This window comes from Chryseobacterium jejuense (genome assembly GCF_900100075.1).
GTDB lineage: Bacteria > Bacteroidota > Bacteroidia > Flavobacteriales > Weeksellaceae > Chryseobacterium > Chryseobacterium jejuense.
In genome coordinates, this window is sequence record NZ_FNEG01000012.1 from 1 (window position 1) to 23,880 (window position 23,880).

General features: G+C 33.9%; 18 protein-coding genes. All 18 read left to right on the forward strand.

Going from position 1 to position 23,880, the window contains the following annotated elements:
• The coding region (locus tag BLS98_RS22830) for a T9SS type A sorting domain-containing protein (RefSeq protein ID WP_139166175.1) at positions 1-2,481 on the forward strand (2,481 nt) is incomplete at its 5' end.
• A gap of 555 nt (positions 2,482-3,036) precedes the next feature.
• A complete protein-coding gene (locus BLS98_RS22835; protein ID WP_139166176.1) occupies positions 3,037-3,909 on the forward strand; it encodes a hypothetical protein in 873 nt (290 codons plus the stop codon).
• Positions 3,910-3,951: 42 nt separating this feature from the next.
• Positions 3,952-5,088, forward strand: a complete 1,137-nt coding sequence (locus BLS98_RS22840) for an EpsG family protein (protein ID WP_089739821.1) — start codon at positions 3,952-3,954, stop codon at positions 5,086-5,088.
• A 132-nt stretch (positions 5,089-5,220) separates the two neighbouring features.
• Positions 5,221-6,369, forward strand: coding sequence for a hypothetical protein (locus tag BLS98_RS22845; RefSeq protein ID WP_089739823.1), 1,149 nt, complete (start codon positions 5,221-5,223; stop codon positions 6,367-6,369).
• 54 nt (positions 6,370-6,423) lie between these two features.
• On the forward strand, positions 6,424-8,985 hold the full coding sequence (topA, locus tag BLS98_RS22850) for a type I DNA topoisomerase (RefSeq protein ID WP_089739825.1): 2,562 nt from the start codon (positions 6,424-6,426) through the stop codon (positions 8,983-8,985).
• A gap of 150 nt (positions 8,986-9,135) precedes the next feature.
• Positions 9,136-10,206: a formimidoylglutamase gene (locus BLS98_RS22855; RefSeq protein WP_089739827.1), complete on the forward strand. Its 1,071-nt coding sequence runs from the start codon at positions 9,136-9,138 to the stop codon at positions 10,204-10,206.
• Positions 10,207-10,209: 3 nt separating this feature from the next.
• Positions 10,210-11,211: a glycosyltransferase family 2 protein gene (locus BLS98_RS22860; protein WP_089739830.1), complete on the forward strand. Its 1,002-nt coding sequence runs from the start codon at positions 10,210-10,212 to the stop codon at positions 11,209-11,211.
• 102 nt (positions 11,212-11,313) lie between these two features.
• Positions 11,314-12,432 (forward strand): glycosyltransferase family 4 protein, encoded by a 1,119-nt coding sequence (locus BLS98_RS22865; protein WP_089739832.1) that lies wholly within the window; start codon positions 11,314-11,316, stop codon positions 12,430-12,432.
• A 35-nt stretch (positions 12,433-12,467) separates the two neighbouring features.
• Complete coding sequence (locus tag BLS98_RS22870; RefSeq protein WP_089739834.1) at positions 12,468-13,334, forward strand: polysaccharide biosynthesis/export family protein; 867 nt, start codon at positions 12,468-12,470, stop codon at positions 13,332-13,334.
• 4 nt (positions 13,335-13,338) lie between these two features.
• Positions 13,339-15,831, forward strand: coding sequence for an exopolysaccharide transport family protein (locus tag BLS98_RS22875; protein ID WP_089739836.1), 2,493 nt, complete (start codon positions 13,339-13,341; stop codon positions 15,829-15,831).
• A 213-nt stretch (positions 15,832-16,044) separates the two neighbouring features.
• Positions 16,045-16,935, forward strand: a complete 891-nt coding sequence (porG, locus tag BLS98_RS22880; protein ID WP_089739838.1) for a type IX secretion system protein PorG — start codon at positions 16,045-16,047, stop codon at positions 16,933-16,935.
• A 5-nt stretch (positions 16,936-16,940) separates the two neighbouring features.
• Positions 16,941-17,690 carry an isoprenyl transferase gene (locus tag BLS98_RS22885; RefSeq protein WP_089739840.1) on the forward strand — a complete coding sequence of 250 codons (750 nt, stop codon included), beginning with the start codon at positions 16,941-16,943 and terminating at the stop codon, positions 17,688-17,690.
• 27 nt (positions 17,691-17,717) lie between these two features.
• Positions 17,718-20,252, forward strand: a complete 2,535-nt coding sequence (gene bamA, locus BLS98_RS22890) for an outer membrane protein assembly factor BamA (protein WP_089739842.1) — start codon at positions 17,718-17,720, stop codon at positions 20,250-20,252.
• Positions 20,253-20,260: 8 nt separating this feature from the next.
• Positions 20,261-20,812 (forward strand): OmpH/Skp family outer membrane protein, encoded by a 552-nt coding sequence (locus BLS98_RS22895; protein ID WP_045503308.1) that lies wholly within the window; start codon positions 20,261-20,263, stop codon positions 20,810-20,812.
• Positions 20,813-20,878: 66 nt separating this feature from the next.
• Complete coding sequence (locus BLS98_RS22900) at positions 20,879-21,382, forward strand: OmpH/Skp family outer membrane protein (RefSeq protein WP_089739844.1); 504 nt, start codon at positions 20,879-20,881, stop codon at positions 21,380-21,382.
• Positions 21,383-21,452: 70 nt separating this feature from the next.
• Positions 21,453-21,938, forward strand: a complete 486-nt coding sequence (locus BLS98_RS22905; protein ID WP_045501263.1) for an acyl-CoA thioesterase — start codon at positions 21,453-21,455, stop codon at positions 21,936-21,938.
• A 47-nt stretch (positions 21,939-21,985) separates the two neighbouring features.
• A complete protein-coding gene (rfbD, locus tag BLS98_RS22910) occupies positions 21,986-22,849 on the forward strand; it encodes a dTDP-4-dehydrorhamnose reductase (protein ID WP_089739846.1) in 864 nt (287 codons plus the stop codon).
• Between the two features lie 4 nt (positions 22,850-22,853).
• Positions 22,854-23,534 (forward strand): hypothetical protein, encoded by a 681-nt coding sequence (locus tag BLS98_RS22915; RefSeq protein ID WP_089739848.1) that lies wholly within the window; start codon positions 22,854-22,856, stop codon positions 23,532-23,534.
• The last annotated feature ends 346 nt before the right edge of the window (positions 23,535-23,880 follow it).

Genomic DNA, 23,880 nt, shown 5'->3' on the forward strand with positions numbered 1-23,880 from the left:
AGCTTAATTTATGTAAACAAGGAGGATAATTCCGGACAGGCACTTTATAATAACAATGCCAATCTTCAGGTAAACTGGTTTGGTAATTCAACAACGTTGCCTGCCAATAGATTAAGTGAACTAAACTTATGGTCTGATAACTCAAAAGGCTTTATCACAAACGGAAACTATAATAGTGATACAAGTGCCAATCCATATAGGGATAAATCGTCTTTTGATCCATGCCCTAACGGATGGAGAATTCCTTCTGTATTGGTTTCCAATTTAGGAAATGGAAGTTATATTGATGATGTAAGAGTAGATTTTAGTCCCTTCGGTATTAAGAATAATATATCTAAGAATACCTTTGAGGCGAATAAGTATCATATCATTAAACCTAATGATAATAATACCCCTTCTTATATGAAAGGTTTCAAAATTTACAATAACGTAGGGGTAGATCTAAGTAATGTAGGAGGAAATAATATGGGGTTATTCCCTGGTACAGGTGTTCTTGTGAGAAATTACCATGAAGGACAGTATACAGATCAGCATGAAACGTATTTGTGGACCGCAACAATGCCAAAATGGTTTGATGCAACCCCAGTAGTATCAGCTAGAGGTTTCCGGATGATTCCGGACAGAGATCAACCGGATGTACCTGATTCTTCTTTACCTTCCATCACAGGAAGATATCAATATTATCCTATAGGTGGCGGAGCAACTTCCGGAGCTAACGGATGCAGATGTATTAAAGATCCATTATTTGAAGTAAATAACTATAACTTCCCTACCGAGTACTTTAATAATACGGTAGAATATGCTGAAGGATTAAACAATCCCAACTCATATACTATTGTGAAAAATACAGCAGAATCTACTATTCAGATCCCAATCAGTAAAGCATTCTCTGCTCAAAGTAAGCTGCTTAACAATCCTGATATTCTGAATTCATCGAATTTTAATGATTTGAAAGTTAATGTATTGTGGTCTACTGCTACAGGTTTAATCAGTAATGTTGCACTTTCTAATACTGCTCCAGCTTCATTGGCCGATATTTCTAACACCAATATTAATGTTAAGATTGCTCCAAACCAATCAGGGAATGCTGTAATTACATTACATAATGGAAGTGTCACCAATCCTATTTATTGGAGCTGGCATATTTGGGTTACCAATACACCTATCAGTTCCGTTAGCTATGTTACTGAATTGCCTAATCAGGCAGCTGTTAATTATATCAATTACATCAAGCCCGGTGAAGTGATTAAAACAGAAATAATGGATAGAGACCTTGGGGCTAACCAAGCTATAGCAGAAGCTAATAAAACGACTTCTACCGGAGGATTACATTTTCAATGGGGTAGAAAAGATCCGTTGCCTGTTTTTGTAAATGCCAACAGAAACTCAACCCCTGTTTATTTAGGAACGGTACAGGCCAATGGCAGTGTTACGTATACAACACTTGCTGCTGCAACTTATTATTCGGATTCCTATCTTAAAAAGTATCCTGATTATTCCTTGCAGGCTAACGTATTGACTACAGATAAAGTAGCGGATAAAATCAGTAAGGTGTTATCCTATTCCGTGAAAAATCCAATGATCTTCATGGTTCCTACTATGACCACGAAATCAGCGGATACTAATCATACCAATGGAGCAGACTGGTTGGCAAATGAGCCTAACCTGGCACCGGAAAGATGGGGAAGAGGGGGTAAAAAATCACCTTTCGATCCTTGTCCTGAAGGATGGAGAATTCCTGATTTAACCGGTGTGTCTAATACAAACGTAGGGGCAGTTCCTTTTTATAAACCTACTACAGGAATTAGTATTCCGAACAATTATGGAGGAACAAGAATTAACAGAAATCCTTATAGTTCTGCGGCTATTGCATATTCTTTTGACAACCCTGCGTATAATATAGGAAGCTTTGCTAATTTGGGAGTAAGAGGAGGTAGAAATACCATAGAAGCAAGTCCTGCTTCTCCGGATTTCAATGTTATTGATTACGTGTATGGAGGCTTTTGGCTAGGTGCTTTAGGTTCCAATTATACCGGAAGAGCATTAAGATCAGAGATACAGTATGCTGGAAACTATTTAACTCCATTCAGTAGTAATGCCGATCCGTATTTTGCTCAAAATTGCCGTTGTGTTAAAGTACAATATGATGAAAACGGAAATGAATTAGGACCAATTCCTAAATTGCAGATCACCTCATTATCTACGGCTAGAGCAACGAATGTTTTAGCAAAGTCTGTAATTGAGGATAAAATAACCCAAAATAAACTTGAGTTATTCCCTAATCCCGTGAAAAGTATATTATATATCAAAGGGAATGAGAGTGTTAAAGAGTATTATTACCAGATTTATAATATGTCTGGCCAGATGGTAAAATCAGGTAAGTTTGAAAATGAACAGACTGATCTTTCTTCTTTACTATCCGGAGCTTATTTAGTAAGAATCAATAATTCTGAAACCATAGTGAAGATTATCAAAGAATAATATGAATTAATGTGAAACTTGGAACCGTCTCAGTTTTTGAGACGGTTTTTTTATAGAATTAAAAATATTGAATATCTATTTAGTTTTATCTGGTTGTCCTTAATTCAAAGGGTAAGGTTCTTTTTAAGAAAACTCTTTGATAGTCTTATTATTAATCATATTATAGTCTTATGACTAATTCCGGATATTGGCTAAAAACTTTAAGGTATATTCATAATTCCTTTTGTGAAATTAATTACCTTTGTGAGGTTCCAAATTAACAGTATTAAAACACAAATGAGTTCTATTACAAACTACTTTTTGCGATTTTTTTTATTCTTTATTACTCTTTTTTTGATTTTTAAGATTTATTTCGCATATACCATTGCTAATGGTTATCCTTTTGGGGACTGGCTTATTAATTATCAGGATGGAGGGTTTAAAAGAAGAGGATTGCTGGGAACAATTGCTTTTTTTATGTACGAGAACTTTCATATTAAAGTACAGTATACCGTATTTTTCTTCCAGTTTCTCTTCCATTTTCTTTTCTTCTATTATCTGGTACGGCTAATAAATTTGAAAAAATATAATATTCTTGATTTTGTATTTCTATTTACCCCTTTCTGTTTATGGGGTTTTGTTTCAGATTCTGGAATGGGAGCAAGAAAAGATGGGGTTTTATGGTTTATGCTGTCTTTCTTTACTTATACCCTTACAAAGGACAATATAAGTAAGTGGCGGTGGTACTTTTTGTATCTCATATTTTTTGTTTCGGTGTTTGTACATGAAAGTTTTGTTTTCTTTTTTCCATGTTTTATTACTTTATATTATTTTCATACAAAGAAGATTGAGCTTTCTAAGATTATTCTCATTTCATTATCATTCTGTATCCCTACTTTGATTATTTTTTTTGGAGGGATGAAAAATGTTGGATCAGAATACACATTAGACATCATTAAGGCCTCTGGTATCAATTTGCAAAATGATAATATTTTTACCTGGAAAGAAAATGAATTTATCAAATTAGATTACTATTATAAACATCTTTATGACTATTCACTTTACAGCATCACTTTCATATTGCAGTTTGTGTATGTGATTTTCTATTTATATATCAAAGAATTTAAGAAAGAAGAGATACGGAAGCTGGTGCTCTTATTTTTTGTCTGCTTATTGTGCACAATACCTTTGTTTTTAATTGCAATTGATATTGGAAGATGGTTTTACAATTTATTTATCTTCTGGAGTGTATTGATTATCTCTCTTTTACCAAGTGCTGATTCTAAGACACTAGTTTTTGATTATAAAGCAATTTATTCTAAAAAAAACATCAGTTTTATAGTGTTAATTTTTCTATCCAATTTTATCTATAGAGCTCCTTCTTGCTTTACTGGAATTGAGATAGCGGCACCACTAAGGAGATTAATGCTTTGGTTGGGCTACTCGTAAAATAATTTTAAAGGATATATGATTTTTAGATAAATTCGCATTATGGATATATTACCCCTTTATTTTTTAATTGTTTTTTTAGTTTTATTATTTCTTACTTTTCAAGAATATTCTGGTGGGTATATAGACCCTCGAATATTATATACAATTTGTTTCGTTCAAATTATTTTGATTGGATTTCGAAATGAGGTGGGACCGGATTATGGTTCTTATAGAGGTATTTATGACTATTCCTACCTTTATGATTATAAGTCAATCTTTCTCAGTAATATTCCTTTTACCAATAGCCCCAAACTTGGGGTGGAATGGCTATATGTATTGATGAATAGGATAGTATATGACCTAGGACTTCCTTTTTTTGTAGTTACTCTACTAGTGGCCATCATCTCACTAACATTGGTATATAAATTCTTAATTACCAATTCAGATTACCCAACTCTCTTACTTTTAATAGGGTTTATTCCTGGAATGTTAATTTCTACAGGAGGGCAGATGAGACAGTCTGTGGCTGGAGGAATTATGTTTTATTCTTTTATCTTTATTAAAGAGAGGAAGCTATTGAAATACTTTATCTGCGTATTTCTGGCCGCAGGGTTTCATACCTCGGCATGGGCAACATTACCCTTATATTGGCTGGTTAGGATTCCTATGAACAAATTCGTAATCTTTGGATTAGTCTTAGTTTCAATGATATTGTCTCCTTTCAAAATCTATGAGCAACTTGGTGTTTTCTTGAATACGATCGCAGGAGGTACAGCCATTTCAGATGGAGTTAATGGATATATGGATGAACAATATGCGAGGATTAATGGAGGTTTTGGTATCCCAGAAATCTTAATGGTTCTTTATACAGGTTTTATTATATATTTTAATGATAAATTAGAAGAAAAAAGTCCTTATTATGAGTATTACAGAAACGTTACCATAATAGGTATATGTGCGTTTTTCATTCTAAGGGAAAACCCTATCTTAAGTTCCAGATTAGTAGGGGTTTTTATGGGATTTGTAATGTTACTTATGGGAAATGCACTTTCGGTTGTTCCTAAAATAGAAAGACGACTTATTTTTTCAGGACTGCTATTTATTATATTTTTTAATTTTATTATTTTTTCAATTTTTAATGCTAAAAAGGCAAACTATTCTATTGATACCTATAAGAATTTTGTATTGCCAAATTAAGATTGACTTCAGATATTGATAACAGACTGAGTTTGTTAATAGCTCTATACTTATCATTTTAATACTTAGAGAAATTGTGAAATTATAAAGCTATTTTGTTATTTCGTTTCTTTAGGATTTTAAAAATACACTATGCGGATAGAAAAGTTTGTACAACATTTTAATAGTAAGATATTTATTTATTTTCTTATTGTCGTTACAGCAATTTATACCCTTGCATTTACCCTTGCATTTAATCTTAAAGATGACGGGTATATTCTTGCAGACTGGCTTATTAACTATGAAGACGGAGGGTTCAAAAGAAGAGGACTATCCGGGAGTTTCTTTTTTATTCTTCAGGATATAACGGGACTCAGTCTGAATTATATTGTTTACTTTTTTCAGTTTATAATTATTTCTCTGTTCTTTTGGTGTTATACAAAGCTCATAAGGTATAAAGTAACAGATTTGCTTTATCTCTCACTTTTATTGTCTTCTATAGGTTTTGTAGGGCTTTTAAATACTGTAACTTATGTAGGAAAAAAAGAATTTATTGTATTTCTTCTGTTTACCTACTTTGTATATTTGTTAGATAATGATAGGCTTTCAAAATATAAAGAATATATTTTCTGCCTGCTGCTTTTTATAAGTACACTTTTACACGAAGTTACCCTGTTTTATGTTCCTTATTTTGCCATTGCACTTTATGTGAGAAACGGAAAGCTGGAGATCAGAAGGTACCTCAAATACTTTCTGGCGGTCATTATTCCTGCAGCAGCAATTGTTGTATTTGGAAAAAATGTGAACGAAGGAATGTCATTGGAAATACTTAACAGCAGAGGAGTGCATCCTACTTACGGAATTTTCTATTGGAATATTGATGAAAGACAGTATATTAAAGAACATCTTAATGAATACCTACTATATTTTATCAGTTTAGGAATAAGCGTATTTCATATTGGCTATTATTTAAAATATCTAAATGGGCGAAAGATTTTATATATTTTATTAATCGGAGCCTTTATCTTTTCATTTCCACTGTTTTATCTTGCTATAGATTGGGGAAGGTGGATGTACATTCACATGATGTTGATGATTGTCCTTTTTGCCATGATGCTGAAAAAAGGGGATTCAATATATACGTATGAACCCATAATCATTAACAAAAAATTCTATATTACAATGGCTATTATACTGCTTTCCTTGCTATATAGAGTAGAGATGTCCGGAAACGGTTTTACCTTAGAAGGAATACTCTATAGACTGTTTGTTGCTCCCGTAGAATTATTAAATAAAATGTGATTTCAAAAAGTATATAATAAAAAAGCTTTACTTTTGCAAAAAATTTTTTTTAGAATGTCGAAAAATTTAGTAATCGTCGAGTCCCCGGCAAAGGCAAAAACTATTCAGAAATATTTAGGTAAGGATTTTGAAGTGAAATCCAGTTTCGGACATATCCGGGACCTGCCTAAAAAAGGGATGGGAATAGATCTTGCCACCTTTAGTCCTGATTACGAAGTTTCAGCAGACAAAAAGAAATTGGTGACAGAATTAAAGGCTGCAGTAAAGAAAGCAGAAATGGTTTGGCTGGCTTCCGATGAAGACCGCGAGGGAGAAGCTATTGCATGGCACTTAGCAGATGAATTAAAACTGAAGCCAGAAAACAGAAAAAGAATTGTTTTCCATGAGATTACTAAAAATGCCATTCTAAAAGCAATTGAAAATCCAAGGGATATCGATCAGAACTTAGTGAATGCCCAGCAGGCTAGAAGAGTGCTGGACAGAATCGTAGGTTTCGAAATGTCTCCGGTTTTATGGAAAAAAGTAAAACCAGGACTATCTGCAGGAAGAGTACAGTCTGTAGCCGTAAGATTAATTGTTGAAAGAGAAAAAGAAATCCGTGAATTCGTTCCCAAAGCAAGTTTCAAACTTGACGGAATTTTCTTAAACAACACAGAACAGGAAATTGCTGCCAAACTTAAAAAAGACTTCGAAAAAGAAGCCGAAGCAGAAAAATTCCTTGAGCAGGCAAAAACTACAGAATTTAAAGTTCTGAATGTTGAAACAAGGCCGGGAACACGTTCCGCATCTGCACCTTTTACCACTTCTACACTACAGCAGGAAGCTTCATCAAGATTAGGATACAATGTAACCAATACCATGCGTCTTGCGCAGAGATTATACGAAGAAGGATTCATTACCTATATGAGAACTGACTCCGTAAACCTTTCTCAGGAAGCTATTGAAGGGGCCAAAAAACAAATCATCTCAGAATATGGAGCAGAATATTCTTCTCCAAGAAATTATACCACAAAATCAGCTTCTGCACAGGAAGCTCACGAAGCCATCCGCCCTACGGATTTCGCAGTGAAGAGCATTGGAGATGCACAGTTGAATAAGCTGTACCAATTAATCTATAGAAGAACATTAGCTTCTCAGATGGCGAATGCTAAAATTGAAAAGACTGTCATTGAGATTGGAAATGCTTCATTGCCACATCATTTTGAAGCTCAGGGAGAAGTAATCATCTTTGATGGTTTCCTTAAAGCTTACGGTATTGTAAAAACCGATGAAGATGATGAGGAAAACAACGAAAAACTATTACCAAAAGTAAAAGTTGGAGAAATTTTAAACTATAAAACAATTACGGCAACAGAAAAATTCACAAGACCAAGTGCAAGATATACTGAAGCCGGATTGGTTAGAAAGTTGGAAGAACTAGGAATTGGTAGACCATCTACTTATGCTCCAACCATTCAGACTATTCAAAACAGAGAGTATGTGGACAAAAGAGAAATTGAGCCGCAAACCCGTGAAGTCATCAAAATGTCTTTAGTAAAGAACAATATCAAAAAGGTAGTTCTGGATGAAAAATTTGGCGGGGATAAAAATAAATTTATTCCTACAGATATAGGAGAAGTTGTGAATGACTTTTTAACAGATAACTTTAAAGAAATCCTTGATTATGGTTTCACGGCAAGAGTAGAAGAAAGTTTCGACGAAATTGCAAGCGGAGACCAGAAATGGAAGGAAATGATGACGAATTTCTACTCAAAATTCCACCCAAGGATTGAAGATGTAGAAGAAAATGCAGACCGTGCAACAGGAGACAGACTTCTAGGAGTAGATCCGAAGACCGGTAAAAATATTCACGCCAGAATCGGAAGATTTGGAGCAATGATCCAGATCGGAGAAACAGATGATGAAGAAAAACCAATCTTTGCATCATTAATGTCTGGTCAGAATATTGCCACCATTACCTTTGAAGAAGCATTGGAGTTGTTTAAGCTACCATTTGAATTGAGTGATTTTGAAGGGCATGCAGTTTCTGTGGGAGTAGGAAGATTTGGGCCTTATGTAAAATGGGGTGAAACTTTCATCAGTATTCCAAAAGGTGAAGATCCGCTTTCTGTAGATCAAAATCGTGCAGAAGAGATCATCAACGAAAAGAAAAAAGCAGATGCTCCAATTGCTATGTATAAAGGAGAACCTGTAACCAAAGGATCAGGAAGATTCGGTCCATTTATCAAATACAAAGATATTTTCATTAATGTTCCGAAGAAATATAACTTCGATAATCTTTCTCAGAGTGATATCAATGAATTGATTGATGCTAAGCTTGAAAAAGAAGCTAACCGATACATCCAACAATGGGAAAAAGAAAAAATTTCCCTTGAAAACGGAAGATGGGGACCTTTCATCAAATTTGGAAAAGCCATGTTCAAAATTCCAAAGAAAAATGATGATACCAAATATGATGCAGAAGAGTTGAAAGAAATTTCTCTGGATGAAGTGAAGAAATGGATCACAGATCAGGATAAAAATGCCTTTGCAGAAAAGAAAAAACCTGCAGCAAAAAAGGCAGCAACTACTAAGAAGACTACAGCTGCAAAAAAGCCAGCTGCCAAAAAGAAGTAATATTAATTATATAATACAAAGTCGTTAACAAATAGTGTTAACGGCTTTTTTTATGAATAAAAGTCTCCATAGGATTCCCCAGTTGTGGGGTTTTTTTGTATGTTTGTTAGATCAAGGAATTATTAAACTATTATATTTTCAGGTTAAAATATGGATTTTGAGGATTTTATCATTTCACCAAGAAATTTCAAAACAGAAAGCTGGCAGATTGGAAACCGGATTACAAAAGATATAAAAGAAGACAGTATTGTTCTTTTATTTGTATCAGATTATAGAGGAGCGGGTGGCGATGCAGAAGTACAGGATTTTACAGCAGTCAGGAAAGAATTTTACAAACTTGCACAGTTGGATTTTGAAATTCCAATGGTGGATCTTGGTGATTTAGTCTCTGGTAAATCTGTTCAGGATACCCATTATATTTTACAAGAAGTTTTATCGGCCTGTCATTACAAAAGAGCACTTCCGGTGATTATCGGAGGATCTAATGACTTTGCTTTTTCACTGTTTTCAGCATTGAACTTTCATCAGAAAAGTATCAATTATACTCAGATCAGTAATATTATTTCCCTTAAGCAGGGAGAGGAAATTAATGAATATACATTTTTAGGTAAAATCTTCGGAGCAAAGAATTTTTCTATTAAAAATTATCACCATTTAGGATATCAGAAGCATTTAAATGAGATGGATTCTGTACGATTGATTAAAGAAGTAGAGTTTGACATTATTCGTTTAGCAGAAATGATGAACTCTACTGAAAAAACAGAACCTTTCTTCAGAAAAGCAGATTTAGTAACAGTAAATTGTGATGCTATTGAAAGTTTCAGTGAGCCATTTTCTATGAATCCGCAGGTAAATGGATTGAACAGAAGAGAAATTTGTGCTTATATGAAAGAAATCGGATTGAGTGAAAACCTGAAGACAGTAGGGATTTTTAATTATAATATTTATTCAGAAAATCAACTGAACCATCAGCTGTTAGCACAAATGCTATGGTATCTGATCGAAGGGGTTAATATTCAGCAGTCTCATCCCAAAGAAAGACAGTATGAATTGTTTTATGTTTTAATTGATGACAGACAATTCGCATTTAAGCGTGATACTTTCAGTAATTTGTGGTATTTTGGTGACGATGAAAATATAGAAAATTGCATTCCTTGCTCAAGAAAGGATTTTGATGATGCTAAAAAAGGATGGCTGAATGCAAGATTGACGAAATTTTAATGTATGACCAACTTTCTCTCAAGAATTTCAATTATTGTTCCCGTTTATAATGTCGAAAATTATTTGGCAAAATGCCTCGACTCTCTGGTAAATCAAACCCATCAGAATATCGAGATTCTTGTTGTAGATGATGGAAGTAAAGATAATTCAGGAGAGATCATTAAAGAGTTTGCAGGGAAATATCCTGAAAAAATAAAAACCTTTACCAAAGAAAATGGTGGATTAAGTGATGCCAGAAACTTTGGATTAGATAGAGCAACAGGAGATTACATCGGCTTTGTAGACAGTGATGACTACGTTAAGGAAACGATGTTTGAAGAAATGCTTCACCTGGCTGAAAAGCATCAGGCGGAAATAGTGATCTGTAATATTCAGAAAGTAGATGAAAATGGGCAGGTAACTCAAAAACTGACACAAATTCCCAATATGGAGGAAAAGATAAGATTAGAAGATCACTTCTCAGTTTTTTCAGATATCAGTTATTTTGCCTGCAACAAATTGTTCAAAAAAGAACTTTTTAATCAGAAAAGGTTTAAAAAAGGAGTTCATTTTGAGGATATTCAGTTGATTCCACAGCTGTTACTGGAGTGTGAAACTATTGCACAAACACAGGATTTTCATTACCAATACCTTGAACGTACGGATTCTATCACTAAAACCCATACAGAAAAAGGACTTGATATTTTGAAGGCAGTACAAGATGTGGAAGGTACATTTAGCCAATCAAAATATGCTCATAAAAGAAAGGAATTGAAAAACTTTCAGATTTTTGAAGGAGTGTATTCTTTTCTGGCCTATCTGGCCTTTGTGAAAGAAGAAAAAACGTTTTACAGCATGGCTGATATGCTGTCTGTTTTCATAAGAGAAAGACAAATAAAAATTCAAGATATATTGAACTATAGTCGTTTTGGTACAAATTATCTTTTATCTTTGCCGGTGAAAAAAAAGATTTTTTATCTATTATTTTTTGCCGGACAGAAAAAGTTGATAAGAAAATTGATATAAACACAAATGTAAGTACTATTGTTTCGGACAGTAGAACATGATGAAAGCATATATGCATCATCGGTTTAATTGAAGAGATAATGTGTACTGGATAAGAAAAGAATGAAAAACTTTGAATTGTTCTTAAGCGGATCGGGGATACCTATTTTCTATGTAAAAGTAGGACTAGGTTTCGTGTTTTCCTTTTTAATTACCTTTTTCTCCATCCCTACTATTGTAAAGATCTCCAGAAGGAAAAACCTTATGGATGAACCTGGTGTAAGAAGTTCACATCTTAGAAAAATCCCAAATCTTGGGGGAATTGCCATCTTTTATTCCATTGGTATATGTGTTTCTATTTTTGCTTATGAGCTGTTTGACCTTTATAAATTCTTATTTGCTTCACTAGTTATCCTCCTGTATATTGGAGTAATGGATGATATTGTGGTGATGAGAGCCTATAAAAAGCTTGTAGCACAAATCTTAGTATCCTCATTAATAGTCATTGGTTCAGATATTAGAATCAGAAGCCTCTTTGGAATATTTGGAGTATACGAATTGAGCTATTTTGTGAGTGTGATATTCAGTATTGTGACTTTTATTATACTTATCAATGCTTTTAATCTGATTGACGGGATTGATGGGCTGGCTGGTGGATATTCTGTGATCTGTAGTGCGTTATTTGGAATAAGCTACTACAGATTAGGTGATTATAACTATCCGTTAGTTGTCTTATCAATAGTGATTATAGGAACTGTTTTGGCATTTTTATATTATAACCTGTCAAATTACAGAACCAACAAAGTATTTATGGGAGATACAGGGTCTATGCTTTTGGGTTTTCTGCTGGCCTTTACCTCCATTTGTTTTATAGATATTTTTATAGATAAAAATCTTGCAGACGTACCAAGGTACCACCTGCAGTCTGCACCGGTAGTGGCTGTAGCCATTCTGATCTTACCGATTGTGGATACTCTGAACGTAATTTTTGTAAGACTTTATAACAAAAAGTCGCCCTTTGATGCCGATAAAAATCATATTCATCACAAACTTCTGAAATTAAATCTTACCCATAGAAGATCCACATTCTATATTATTCTGTATTATTTAATGATTGTAACTGTGGCATATTATCTGAGACATATCAATGTTAATCTGCTTTTGGTTGTTGTTGTTGTATTAGGCTTTATGGGAGCATATTTGCCGGATTTGATATATCGATTAAGAAATAACAAAAATTAACAATTAAATATTACTTTTGTAAACAATATTCAAATATGATGAAGAACTTTAAGTATTTATTTTTATTATTACCTTTTTTAATTACCTCGTGCATCACAACAAAAGATGTAAGATACTTACAGCCGAGTGAAAGCCTGGTGATTAATGAAGAAGGTCTTGTTCCCTACAATATTCCTGTCTACAGGATTACCAAAAATGATATGCTTAACCTTAATATAGTGACTACTCCTAAAGGAGATGCAGCACAGTTTTACTCTTCTTATAATGTTTCAGGCGGAACAAGTGGCGGAGGTGTAAACAATTCAGCAGCAGCAGGCGGAAGAGGTGGTGGTGTAGGGGCAATTGCCGGAGGGAATGTTAATTTCTATTTTAACGGTTTAAAAGTAGATATCAACGGAGATATTAATGTCTTCGGTATAGGCTACATTAAAGCAGAAGGCAGAACCCTTGACGATGTATCAAAGGAGATACAGGTTAAAGTAAATGAAAACTTCCAGGAAGGTAAATCTGAAGTAAGATTAAATACAGATGGAATTACCTATTATATACTTGGAGATGTAGAAACTACTGGCCTTTCCGGGGAAAAAGTAGCCCATAAAAATACTCTTACCATTACCGAAGCTTTAGCTATTAATGGTGGATTGAACAGAACTATTGATAAAAAAGAAATCGTTATCCACAGAAAGCTTCCGGAAGGAATCAAAATTGCTAAAATAGACCTTACCCGTGAAGATCTGATGAATTCTCCTTACTATTATATACAGAACGGAGACGAAATCTATCTTAATACCAGAAGAAAAAGCTTGAACGGATTCGGTAAAGATCCTATTCAGACACTACTTACTGGGGTAACAGCAATTACAACTGCATTAACTCTATATACAATCCTACAAAGACTTTAATCTCATGATTCCAGGAAAAGATACGAAAGTAGGAAAAAGCGAAGTTCCCAAAGATAAGTCCGGAACTTTTGCATTGTTTGATATTGAGCATTTTTTAAGAAGGTTACTCAAAAACTGGTATTGGTTTGTTTTTATGTTCCTTGTTGGTTATGCCATTTCTTGGGCATATAGTAAATATTATGCTCAGAATGTATATGCTTCAGATTTGTCTCTGAGTATTTCCAATAATACTTCAAGTTATTTTAGTCCCAATCAGTCTATTAATTTCATTTGGGGACAGGGAGGAAATCAGGATGGTGTTTATCTAAAGAAAATGCTTTTTTCAAGATCTCATAATGAGTATTTGGTTAAAGAATTAAATCTTTTTGTAAATTATTCTACCAAAGGACTTATAAAATCTACCTATTTAGATAAAGATGATTCTCCGGTTTTTCTTGAAATCGATAAAAAGCATCTTCAGCAGGTAAATTATCCAATTACAATAAAACCAAAAGGAAATGGTACCTATGAAGTGGTATTGCCGGAAGAAGGGCAGACTACAAGTTTGTACAGCTATGAAATAGAAGGTTTTCAAAATATTAATGCCTACAACAGACCAGCAAATAAAGTTGTTAGAGTCAATGAATGGTATAACTCTCCGAATTTGAGATTTAAACTGGTTCAAAATCCAATTACTCCTGGTATTAAGCTAGATAATATTATTGTTAATTTAACAACAATAAATCAGAGTGTTAGTGAAATTGTATCTACTATTGGAGTAAACTTCGATAAGGAGATCAGTACCATTATGATTATTAATAAAAGAGGTTATAATCTTAACAGTACGGTAAACTTTCTGAATAAATCAGTAGCTGAACTTCAGAAAAAAAGACTTGAAGATAAGAATACTGTTAATAAGAATACTACGGTTTATCTACAGGGAAGTCTGGATGAAATACGTAAAAGATTAGATTCTGCTGCCACTGCTCTGAACTATCTGAAAACTTCAGAAAAGCTTTATAATATTAAGGATAGAGATGAGAAATCTCTGGAAGAAATAAAAGACCTTGAAGCTAAAAAAGCAGACCTTGTAAGCAAGGTTAACTCTCTGAATAATATCAGAAATACCCTTCAGTCGCAGAATTTTGATAAAATGATTGCTACTAATGCAGCAGGTTTTGAAGACGGGATGTTCTCTGCTTCTGTGACTGAACTTAAGGCCTTGTATACAAAAAGATCAGAATTAGCTACCATTTATAAGCCTGCTTCTGAACCTATGAAGGAAATAAACAGAATGATTAATGAGGCTAAAACTAGCTCGTTTAACAGTCTGAAGAATTACTATACCAAATACTATGATGAGATCAATAAACTTGATCAAAGGGTTGCAGATGCTAATTCCGATTTACTGTCTTATCCTGAAAAAGAAAGAAAATATTTGGATGCAGAAAGAGGTTACAATATGATTGAAGCTACCTACAGCAGTCTTTTGAACAGACAAAATGAATCTCGTTTAAATGTAGCAACTAATCAGTCTGATATTAGCGTAATTGACCCTGCAAAAAATCTTGGACAAGGACCTGTAAGCCCTAATATAAAAATGGCGAAAGCAGGAATAATAGGTTTAATGCTATTAATCCCAATTCTTTTTGTTCTAATAGGTGAATTGCTTGATAATAAAATCAGAAATATTAAAGAACTACTAGGCGTAACAAAAATTCCACTTCTTGGTGTTATTGGAAGTAATAACAGTGAAAATATGCTTACTGTCCTGGAACAACCAAAATCATCTGTTTCAGAAGCGTTTAGAGGAATTAGGGCCAATATGAGATTCCTGATGAATAATGAAGATGAAAAAGGTAAGGTAATCTTGGTAACATCTTCAGTTGGAGGAGAAGGAAAAACTTATGTTTCGATTAACCTGGCTTCTGTATTAGGATTGAGTGACAAAAAAACCATTCTTTTAGGAATGGACCTTAGAAAGCCGAAAATCTTTGGCGATTTTAAGATTGATAATAAATATGGTATTTCAAACTATCTGACAGGAGAAGTGGGAATTGATCAGATTATTAATAATACCAAAATCCCGAATCTGGATGTTGCCACTTCAGGACCTATCCCTCCGAATCCTTCAGAATTACTGATGAGCCAGAGGAATGTTAACTTTATACAGGAGCTGAAGGAGATCTATGATTTCATTATTATAGATTCTCCACCAGTAGGTTTGGTAGCAGACTCTTATGAAATTATGAAATATTCTGATGCCAATATTTATGTGGTACGTCATGAGTATACTGAGAAATATATGATGAAGCTCATCACTGAAAAATATCAGAATAATGAAATTGAACATTTAGGACTTATTTATAATGACTATAATACGAAGCAGGGATACGGGTATGGATATGGTTACGGATATGGTTATGGCTACGGTTATTTTGATGAAGATAAAAATTATAAAGAACCATTATTAATTAGGATACGGAATAAGATGCAGGCAATGTTTAATAAAAAATAGAGCACTAAACCCTCATTCGATGGGGGTTTTTTTATACTTTGTGTATTTTGATTCTATGAAAAAAAGAATATTTTTGCCACTTTGCCGTTTACTTTATAACAAATTATGTTTTTTTGTTTATTTTTAACTAAACATTAAGATTATCATTAATATAAAAATGTTTTATATTTGCAAAAATTAAATTTTAAAATAACCATAAATCCATATTCTTTTATGAATAAAAAATTATTGTTTAGCTTCCTTGCCTTCCTTGGAGTGGTAAGTGTTAAAGCACAAAGAAACGAATTGGGGGTTCGTCTAGGTATGAGTAACCTAGTGGGTGATGTAGGGAGTACAAGTTATATTTTACAAAAGCCGTTGGATTTAAATAGAATGTCGGATTGGGGGATCCCGTTTTATGGTGGAATTTTATACAGATTTAATTTTAATCCGCACCAAACTGTTAGATTGGATTTAGGATATAACCAGGTTCAGTTTAGCGATAAAGCTGCGAAAGAAGAATATAGAAGAAATAGAAATGCATACGGGAAAAATAACGTATATGAAGCAAGTTTAATGTTTGAATATAATTTTTTCCCGGTTAATAATGAACAGGTAAGTATGGTAAGCCCATATATTTTTGGAGGTATTGGTGCCTTGATGTTTGATGCACCTAAAGCTAATCTAGCCCACGATTTCAGAAGAGATCCCGACGGCGTAGCTATGGCTCCAATTAATGAAATGGACTTTAAAACAACTACCGAATACTCATTAGGAAAAAAAGTTACCATGCATATCCCTTTTGGTGTAGGTTTAAAGTATAAATTTAACCATACTTGGGCTATATTTGCAGAAGCAACATTTAGATATACTTTGACAGATCAGCTTGATCACAGTAAAATTCTTTCTGAAGATGTAAAGAATTCCTTTAATGCCGATATCCTAGATCCGGCTACAGGAGGCTCTTTATTACAGTCTGGAAGCTATTATGCTGTTGCTAAGGAAAGAGAAGAAGAGTTTATTAAAAAGAGAAATATTGGAGATGATAAATCCAAAGACTGGTTAAATACATTCAGTTTAGGATTAACGTTTTCGTTCGGAAGACCTCCATGTTATTGTGATTAATTAATATGTCGTTGATTAAAGATAAAATAAATTCTGAGAATTTACCAAAACACGTAGCCATCATTATGGATGGTAATGGAAGATGGGCTAAATCTCGTGGCGAAGAAAGAACCTTCGGTCACAAAAATGCCATTAATGCTGTAAGAAATGCAATTAATGCATGTAATGAGATCAATATCCCTTACTTAACACTTTACACATTTTCTTCAGAAAACTGGAATCGTCCTTCTGAAGAAGTAAATACCCTCATGAACTTACTTGTGGAAACCTTGCTGTTAGAAGCAGCAGAGATCTTCAGTAAAGGATTGAGAATGCATGTGATAGGGAATCTTGAGAAGCTGCCTACTTTAGTAAGAGAGCAGCTCCTGCGTGTGGTAGAACTTACAAAAGAAAACACAAAAGGAAACCTTGTACTGGCAATCAGCTATGGCTCACAAAATGAAATACTGGAAGCCGTTAAAAATATCAGTTCAGATGTAAAAGAAGGAAAGGTAGACGTAGAGAATATAGATGAAAAACTATTCGAAAACTATCTCTATACCAAAGATTTTCCTCCTGTAGATCTATTGATAAGAACCAGCGGTGAAATAAGAATAAGCAACTTCCTCCTTTGGCAGATTGCTTATGCTGAATTACAGTTTTTAAATGTTCTATGGCCGGATTTTACCAAAGATATTTTCTTTCAATGTATTTTGGATTATCAAAACAAAGAAAGAAGATACGGATTAACCGGAGATCAGATACAAGGCCAATAATTTTAAAGAAAAGAAAGACTCGATAAAATGAAGTTTAGACTATTACCCATCATTATGTTTGCTGCTTCTGCACATTTTTATGGACAAGTAACTCCACAGGACAGCACAAAAGTAAACAATGCTGTGCATGCAGACAATGAGGTAGGTACTTATACGCTTAAAGACATTGTTGTAGATGGTGTAAAAAAATATACACCAGCACAGATCCTCAGATTTACTGGCTTATCCAAAGGAGAAAGCGTAGATATTCCGGGACAAAAAATCAGCAATGCTGTTAAAAAGCTTTGGGATACCCAATCTTTCTCTGAAGTGGAAGTATACGTTCAAAGTATTGAAGGACAGACTGTAATTCTTAAATTCTATCTTCAGGATCTGAAGGAACTTGGAGAAGTAAAATTCAAGGGTAAAGGAATTGGAAAATCAAAAAGTGAAAAACTTGCTAAAGACAACAACCTGAAGCCTGGTACAAAGATTACCCAAAACTTGGTTTCAAGTCTTAAGACAACAATTCCTAAAGACTATATCAAAAAAGGTTTTGCTGATGCCAAAATTACAATCGAGGATAAAGTAAATGCCGGAGATCCTGCTTTGGTAGACTGGACGATTAATGTAGATAAAGGTAAAAGAATTAAGATCGACCATATTGAGTTTGAAGGAAATCCAAGTGTAAGTGATAGAAAACTTAGAAACAAGGCCTTTAAAGAAACAAAACAGAAACGTTTCAGTATTGGTGGTATCTTGAAGTCTTCAAAATTCATTGAAGATAAATATCAGGAAGATAAACAAAACCTGATTAATTATTATAACTCCCTAGGATATAGAGACGCAAAAGTTGTTTCAGACTCTGTATGGAGAAATAAGAAGAACAATTACGAAATTAATGTAAAACTTAACGAAGGTAAAAAGTATTATATCGGTGACATTACGTTCACAGGTAACACTGTTTACGCTACGGAATATTTACAGAGATTATTAGGATATAAGAAAGGAGATATTTATGATGCGGTAGGATTCAACAAAAAAGTTGGTGAAGACGGGGGTAAAGAAGATGATTCTGATATCAAATCCGTTTATATGAACAACGGATACCTTTTCTCCAATGTTACACCGGTTGAAAAATCAGTGAATGGTGATGCTGTAAATCTGGAGATCAGAATTAACGAAGGAGAACAGGCTACTTGGAATAAAGTAACATGGCAGGGGAATACAACAACCCATGACCACGTTATCCTTAGAGCATTAAGAACAAAACCGGGAGAATTATTCAAAAAGACCGAAATCAAGAGAACTTATTTTGATTTGGCAGGAATGTCATTCTTCGATCCACAACAAATCGGACAGGATATTCAGCCTAATCAGGTAGACAACACTGTTGATGTTAACTGGAAACTTGTAGAAAAAGGATCTTCTCAGGTTCAGCTACAGGCAGGTTATGGTGGTAACAGCTTTATTGGTACTTTAGGATTGACGTTTAATAACTTCTCACTGAGAAACTTCCTTAAGTTCAAAGACTTTAAACCAGTACCACAAGGAGATGGGCAAACTTTCTCCATTCAGGTGCAGGCAGGTCAGTATTTCCAGAATTATGGAGTATCATTTGTAGAACCTTGGTTATTCGGGACAAGACCAACAGCTCTTTCGGTGAGTTTAAACAACTCAAGAGTAAGATATAATGATGGTATGGGAGGAACTCAGAAACTGAATATTTTCTCTGCATCAGTAGGTCTGAACAGATTATTGAACTGGCCGGATGATTATTTCTCACTATACACAGGATTGCAGTTCCAGAAGTATGATTTTAATAACTATCCATTCCAGTTTGGAGATACAACAGAAATGAACGGATCTGCAAATAACTTCAGTATCAACTTAGGATTAAGTAGAAACTCAGCAGGGATAGATCCTATCTTCCCGACAACAGGTTCTAATATTGAGCTTTCTGCTAAATTGACACCACCATATTCATTGTTCAGTAATAAAAATTATGATACAATGAGTCCTGTTGATAAGTATAAGTGGATGGAATTCTACAAGATTAAGTTTAAGGCTGACGTTTATAACGAGATTGCTGGTAAACTGGTATTAAGATCTTCTGCTGAAATGGGATTCATGGACGGATATAACAAAAATCTTGGAGCTCCGCCATTTGAAAGATTCTATGTAGGTGGTACAGGACTATTCGGAGGTAGATATGACGGTAGAGAATTGATTCCTTTAAGAGGATATGAGAATGCAAGTACTAGAGGTGGTGAATCTACTGATATTACTCAAGCAGGTGGAGGAACAATCTATAACAGATTTACTTTAGAATTAAGATACCCGATTTCAATGAACCAAACTGCTAAAATTTATGCACTAACATTTGCTGAAGGAGGTAACGTTTGGAATTCATGGGGTAATTATAACCCATTCCAGCTGAAAAGATCAGTAGGGGTAGGGGTTAGAGTTTACATGGGAGCGTTCGGATTGATCGGGTTCGACTTTGCTTATGGATTTGATAAGACAATGTCAGGAACTCCTTCAGGATGGAGAAACCACTTCTTGATGAACCAATCATTATAATTATATATATGAAGAACTTTAAAATAACCATCACTTTTGTATTACTCTTAATTTTCGGGTTTGGAAATGCCCAAAAGATTGGAGTAGTAGATACTAATGAAATTTTAAATAAATTACCTCAGTATAAAGAAGCCGAAGCAAGATTAAACTCTCAGATCGATACCTGGCAGTCTGAACTTCAGAATATGCAGTCCGAGTATGAAAGAAAAAAAGCGGCTTTTGAAAGTGAAAAAGTGTTATTGATAGGTGACCAGCTGAAACTGAGAGAAAAAGAAGTTGTAGATCTTGATAAGAATATCAAAACCACTACAAGTTTACGTTTCGGAGCCAATGGTGAAATAACAAAATTGAGAACTAATCTCGTTTTACCATTCCAGGATCAGATCTGGGAAGCTATCAAAACAATGTCCGAAAAAAATGGGTTGGGCATAGTTCTTGATAAAAGCAATAACATTAGTGTTATATTTCTTCAGGGAAAATATGACTATACGGAAAAAGTATTAGCTGTTTTACTGAAAGGAGATAAAAAAGAGAAAACTACAAGTAAAAGTAAAAAGTAAAATTGTAAACTAACTTTTACGTAAATTTGAAATCTAAAAACAAATTAAATTATTTATTTACCAATTATGAAAAAATTAAGTGTATTATTTGCAGCAGTAATGATGGTTGTTTCTGTAGGTATGGCAAAAGCTCAAAAAATGGCTACTTTAGATGTATTGGGAGTTCTTAATGCAATGCCTGAGAAGAAAAAAGCAGATGCTGACCTTAAAACATTCTACGATACTAAGCAAGGTGAGATCAAGAAAAAATATGATGCTGGGCAAGCTAAACTAAAGCAATATAGCGAAGAAGCTCCTAAGAAAACTGCAGACGAAAACAAAGCTAGAGAAGCTGAATTACAAAAAATTCAGGAAGAAATAGCTCAAATGCAGGATAAAGCTCAAAAAGATCTTCAGGCTAAGCAAGAAGTAGCTTTCGGACCAATTGAGAAAAAATTGAACGATGCTGTTGATAAAGTTGCTAAAGCTAACGGTTACGAGTATGTAATGGATGCAAATTCACCTGCATTCCTTTATAAAGCAGGTGCTGATGCTACTGCAGCTGTAAAGAAAGAATTAGGAATTCAATAATTTCGGCAAATTAACAAAGATTTATAAGACAAACCGCCTCCAAAAGAGGCGGTTTGTTTATTTTTGCGGAATGGAAAAAGAAGTATCAACTATAGTAAAAGTTAGGTTTAGCGATTGTGACCCAATAGGTCATTTGAATAATGTAAAATATTTAGATTATATGTTCAATGCCAGAGAAGATCACGTGGAGACATTTTACGGATTTACTTATGAAGAATATACCAAACAGACAGGTTGTACCTGGATTGCCATCCAGAATGAAATAGCTTATATGAAAGAAGTAAGGTATAATACTCAAGTGGTCATCAGCAGTAAAACTATCGATGTACAGGACAGAACAGCCAAAGTTGAAATCCTAATGAAAAGCTTAGATGAGAAAACAGTTCATGCTGTACTTTGGGTTACCGTTATTTATTTCAATATGAAGACAAGAAAATCAGAAGTACATCCTGAAGATATAAAAGAAACATTCAATAAGTTTTATGTAGACTTGATACAAAAGGATTTCCAGTCAAGAGTTAAGTTTTTAAGATCCCAAAATGCAAAAAACTCTTAATAGATATTCCTATTGAGAACTTTTTTGATAATTTAAATTAATAATATATGAAAAAAATAGCAGTAATAGGCAGCAACGGCCAACTAGGAAACTGTATCAGAAAAATTGCTCCCGATTTTGAAAATAAGTATGAGTTTCTTTTTACAGACTCCACAACCTTAGATGTTACCAATGAAGAACAGGTTAACGACTTTTTTTATGATAACAAACCAGATTACTGTATCAATGCATCTGCATATACAGCGGTAGATTTGGCAGAGAAAGAAAAAGAAAAAGCATTTGCTGTAAATGCAGATGGAGTTGCTAATCTTGCTCAGGCTTGTATAGAGTATAAAACCATTCTTATTCATGTTTCTACTGACTATGTTTTTGATGGAGATACTAACTTATCCTATTCAGAAGATGATTTTACCAATCCGATAGGAGTGTATGGAGAATCAAAGAGAAGAGGAGAAGAGCTGGCATTGGAACTTAATCCGAAAACAATTATCCTGAGAACTTCCTGGTTGTATTCCGAATTTAATAAAAACTTTGTGAAGACAATGTTGAATTTATTCTCCCAGAAAACCGAGTTGGGAATTGTTGCAGATCAGTTCGGACAGCCTACAAATGCTAACGATCTTGCAGAAGCCATCATGGATATCATCGAGAATCCAAATAAAACCTTTGGAATTTTCCACTTTTCAAACTATCCGGAAACCACATGGTTTGATTTCGCGAAGAAAATTGCTGAATTTTCAAAATCTTCAATACAATTAAATGCGTTAACAACCGAGCAGTATCCAACTCCAGCCAAAAGACCCGTAAGAAGTACGATGTCTCTGGATAAAATTGAAGAGATTTATAAAATTGAACCAAAACACTGGGAAAACAGTCTTGAAGAATGTGTTGACATCCTTACACAACAATAATAATATGAAAAATATAGCCATCATCTTTTCCGTAGTATGTACCCAGCTTTGGAGTGCACAAAGTGTTTATCTGAGCAAAGTGGAGAAAACCAATGATAATGCTGATAAGTTTCTCTATAAAAAAGATCAAGCAGAAACAAGTGCTGTCTATTTAGGAGAAGCAGAAGTTCAGGGATTCTCAAAAGATGATGCAATGGTGTTTTCGTTAGTATACAAAAAAGCAAAGGAAATTGGAGCCAATACTTTTGTAATAAAACCTTTTGAAAATATTGACGGATCACCCCAGGCTTTTAATGCTTCTAATTATAAGATTGCATTATATTACACTCCAAAAGAAAAACTGAAAGTTCAGGAGGGGGCAATGTATATATTTGCTTCCTCAGAAAAAGATCAGAAGATTAATGTGAATAGGAAAGACTATATTGTTGCCCCAAGAACATTTTTAAAATTAAAAATAGTTCCAGGAGAAGTTTATACAATTTCTACCAAGAAACTTTTAGGTTCAACCGTGAAAGTTCAGCCAAAGACCAATGATGAGAACTTATATTTCCAGGTATCATCATTAAAAATTAAACCGGATGCTTCAGGAGTAGGAGGTTTAAACCTTAAATCAGGGGATGTTGTTGGTTTGGATAAATCATACGCAGAGTTTTTAAGTGCTATTTATACAGAAAAGACACCATAAAAGTGCATATAGAAACTTTAATTTATCTTTTATTTATATAAGAGGGTTGATTAGCCAAATTTTGTTTAAAATTTTTCTCTCAAGGTATCAGTTATTTAAGTGGAAATATTACGTAAATATGAAATTAAAGTTAACAAAGTTTGTTTTGCGTGGTAATAAGTTGTTATCTTTGCCCCACTGAAAAACGAAAGATATTCAGTAAGCGCAGAAGAGCTTTTAGATAAGCAAGGAACATTTATTCTACTAAGGAGACGGACGAAAAAAAGCTTTTAAATTTTATCGAATAAAATTTGCGAGTTAAAATAAAGTTCTTATCTTTGCAGTCCCAATTAAGGGAGCGCAGAAG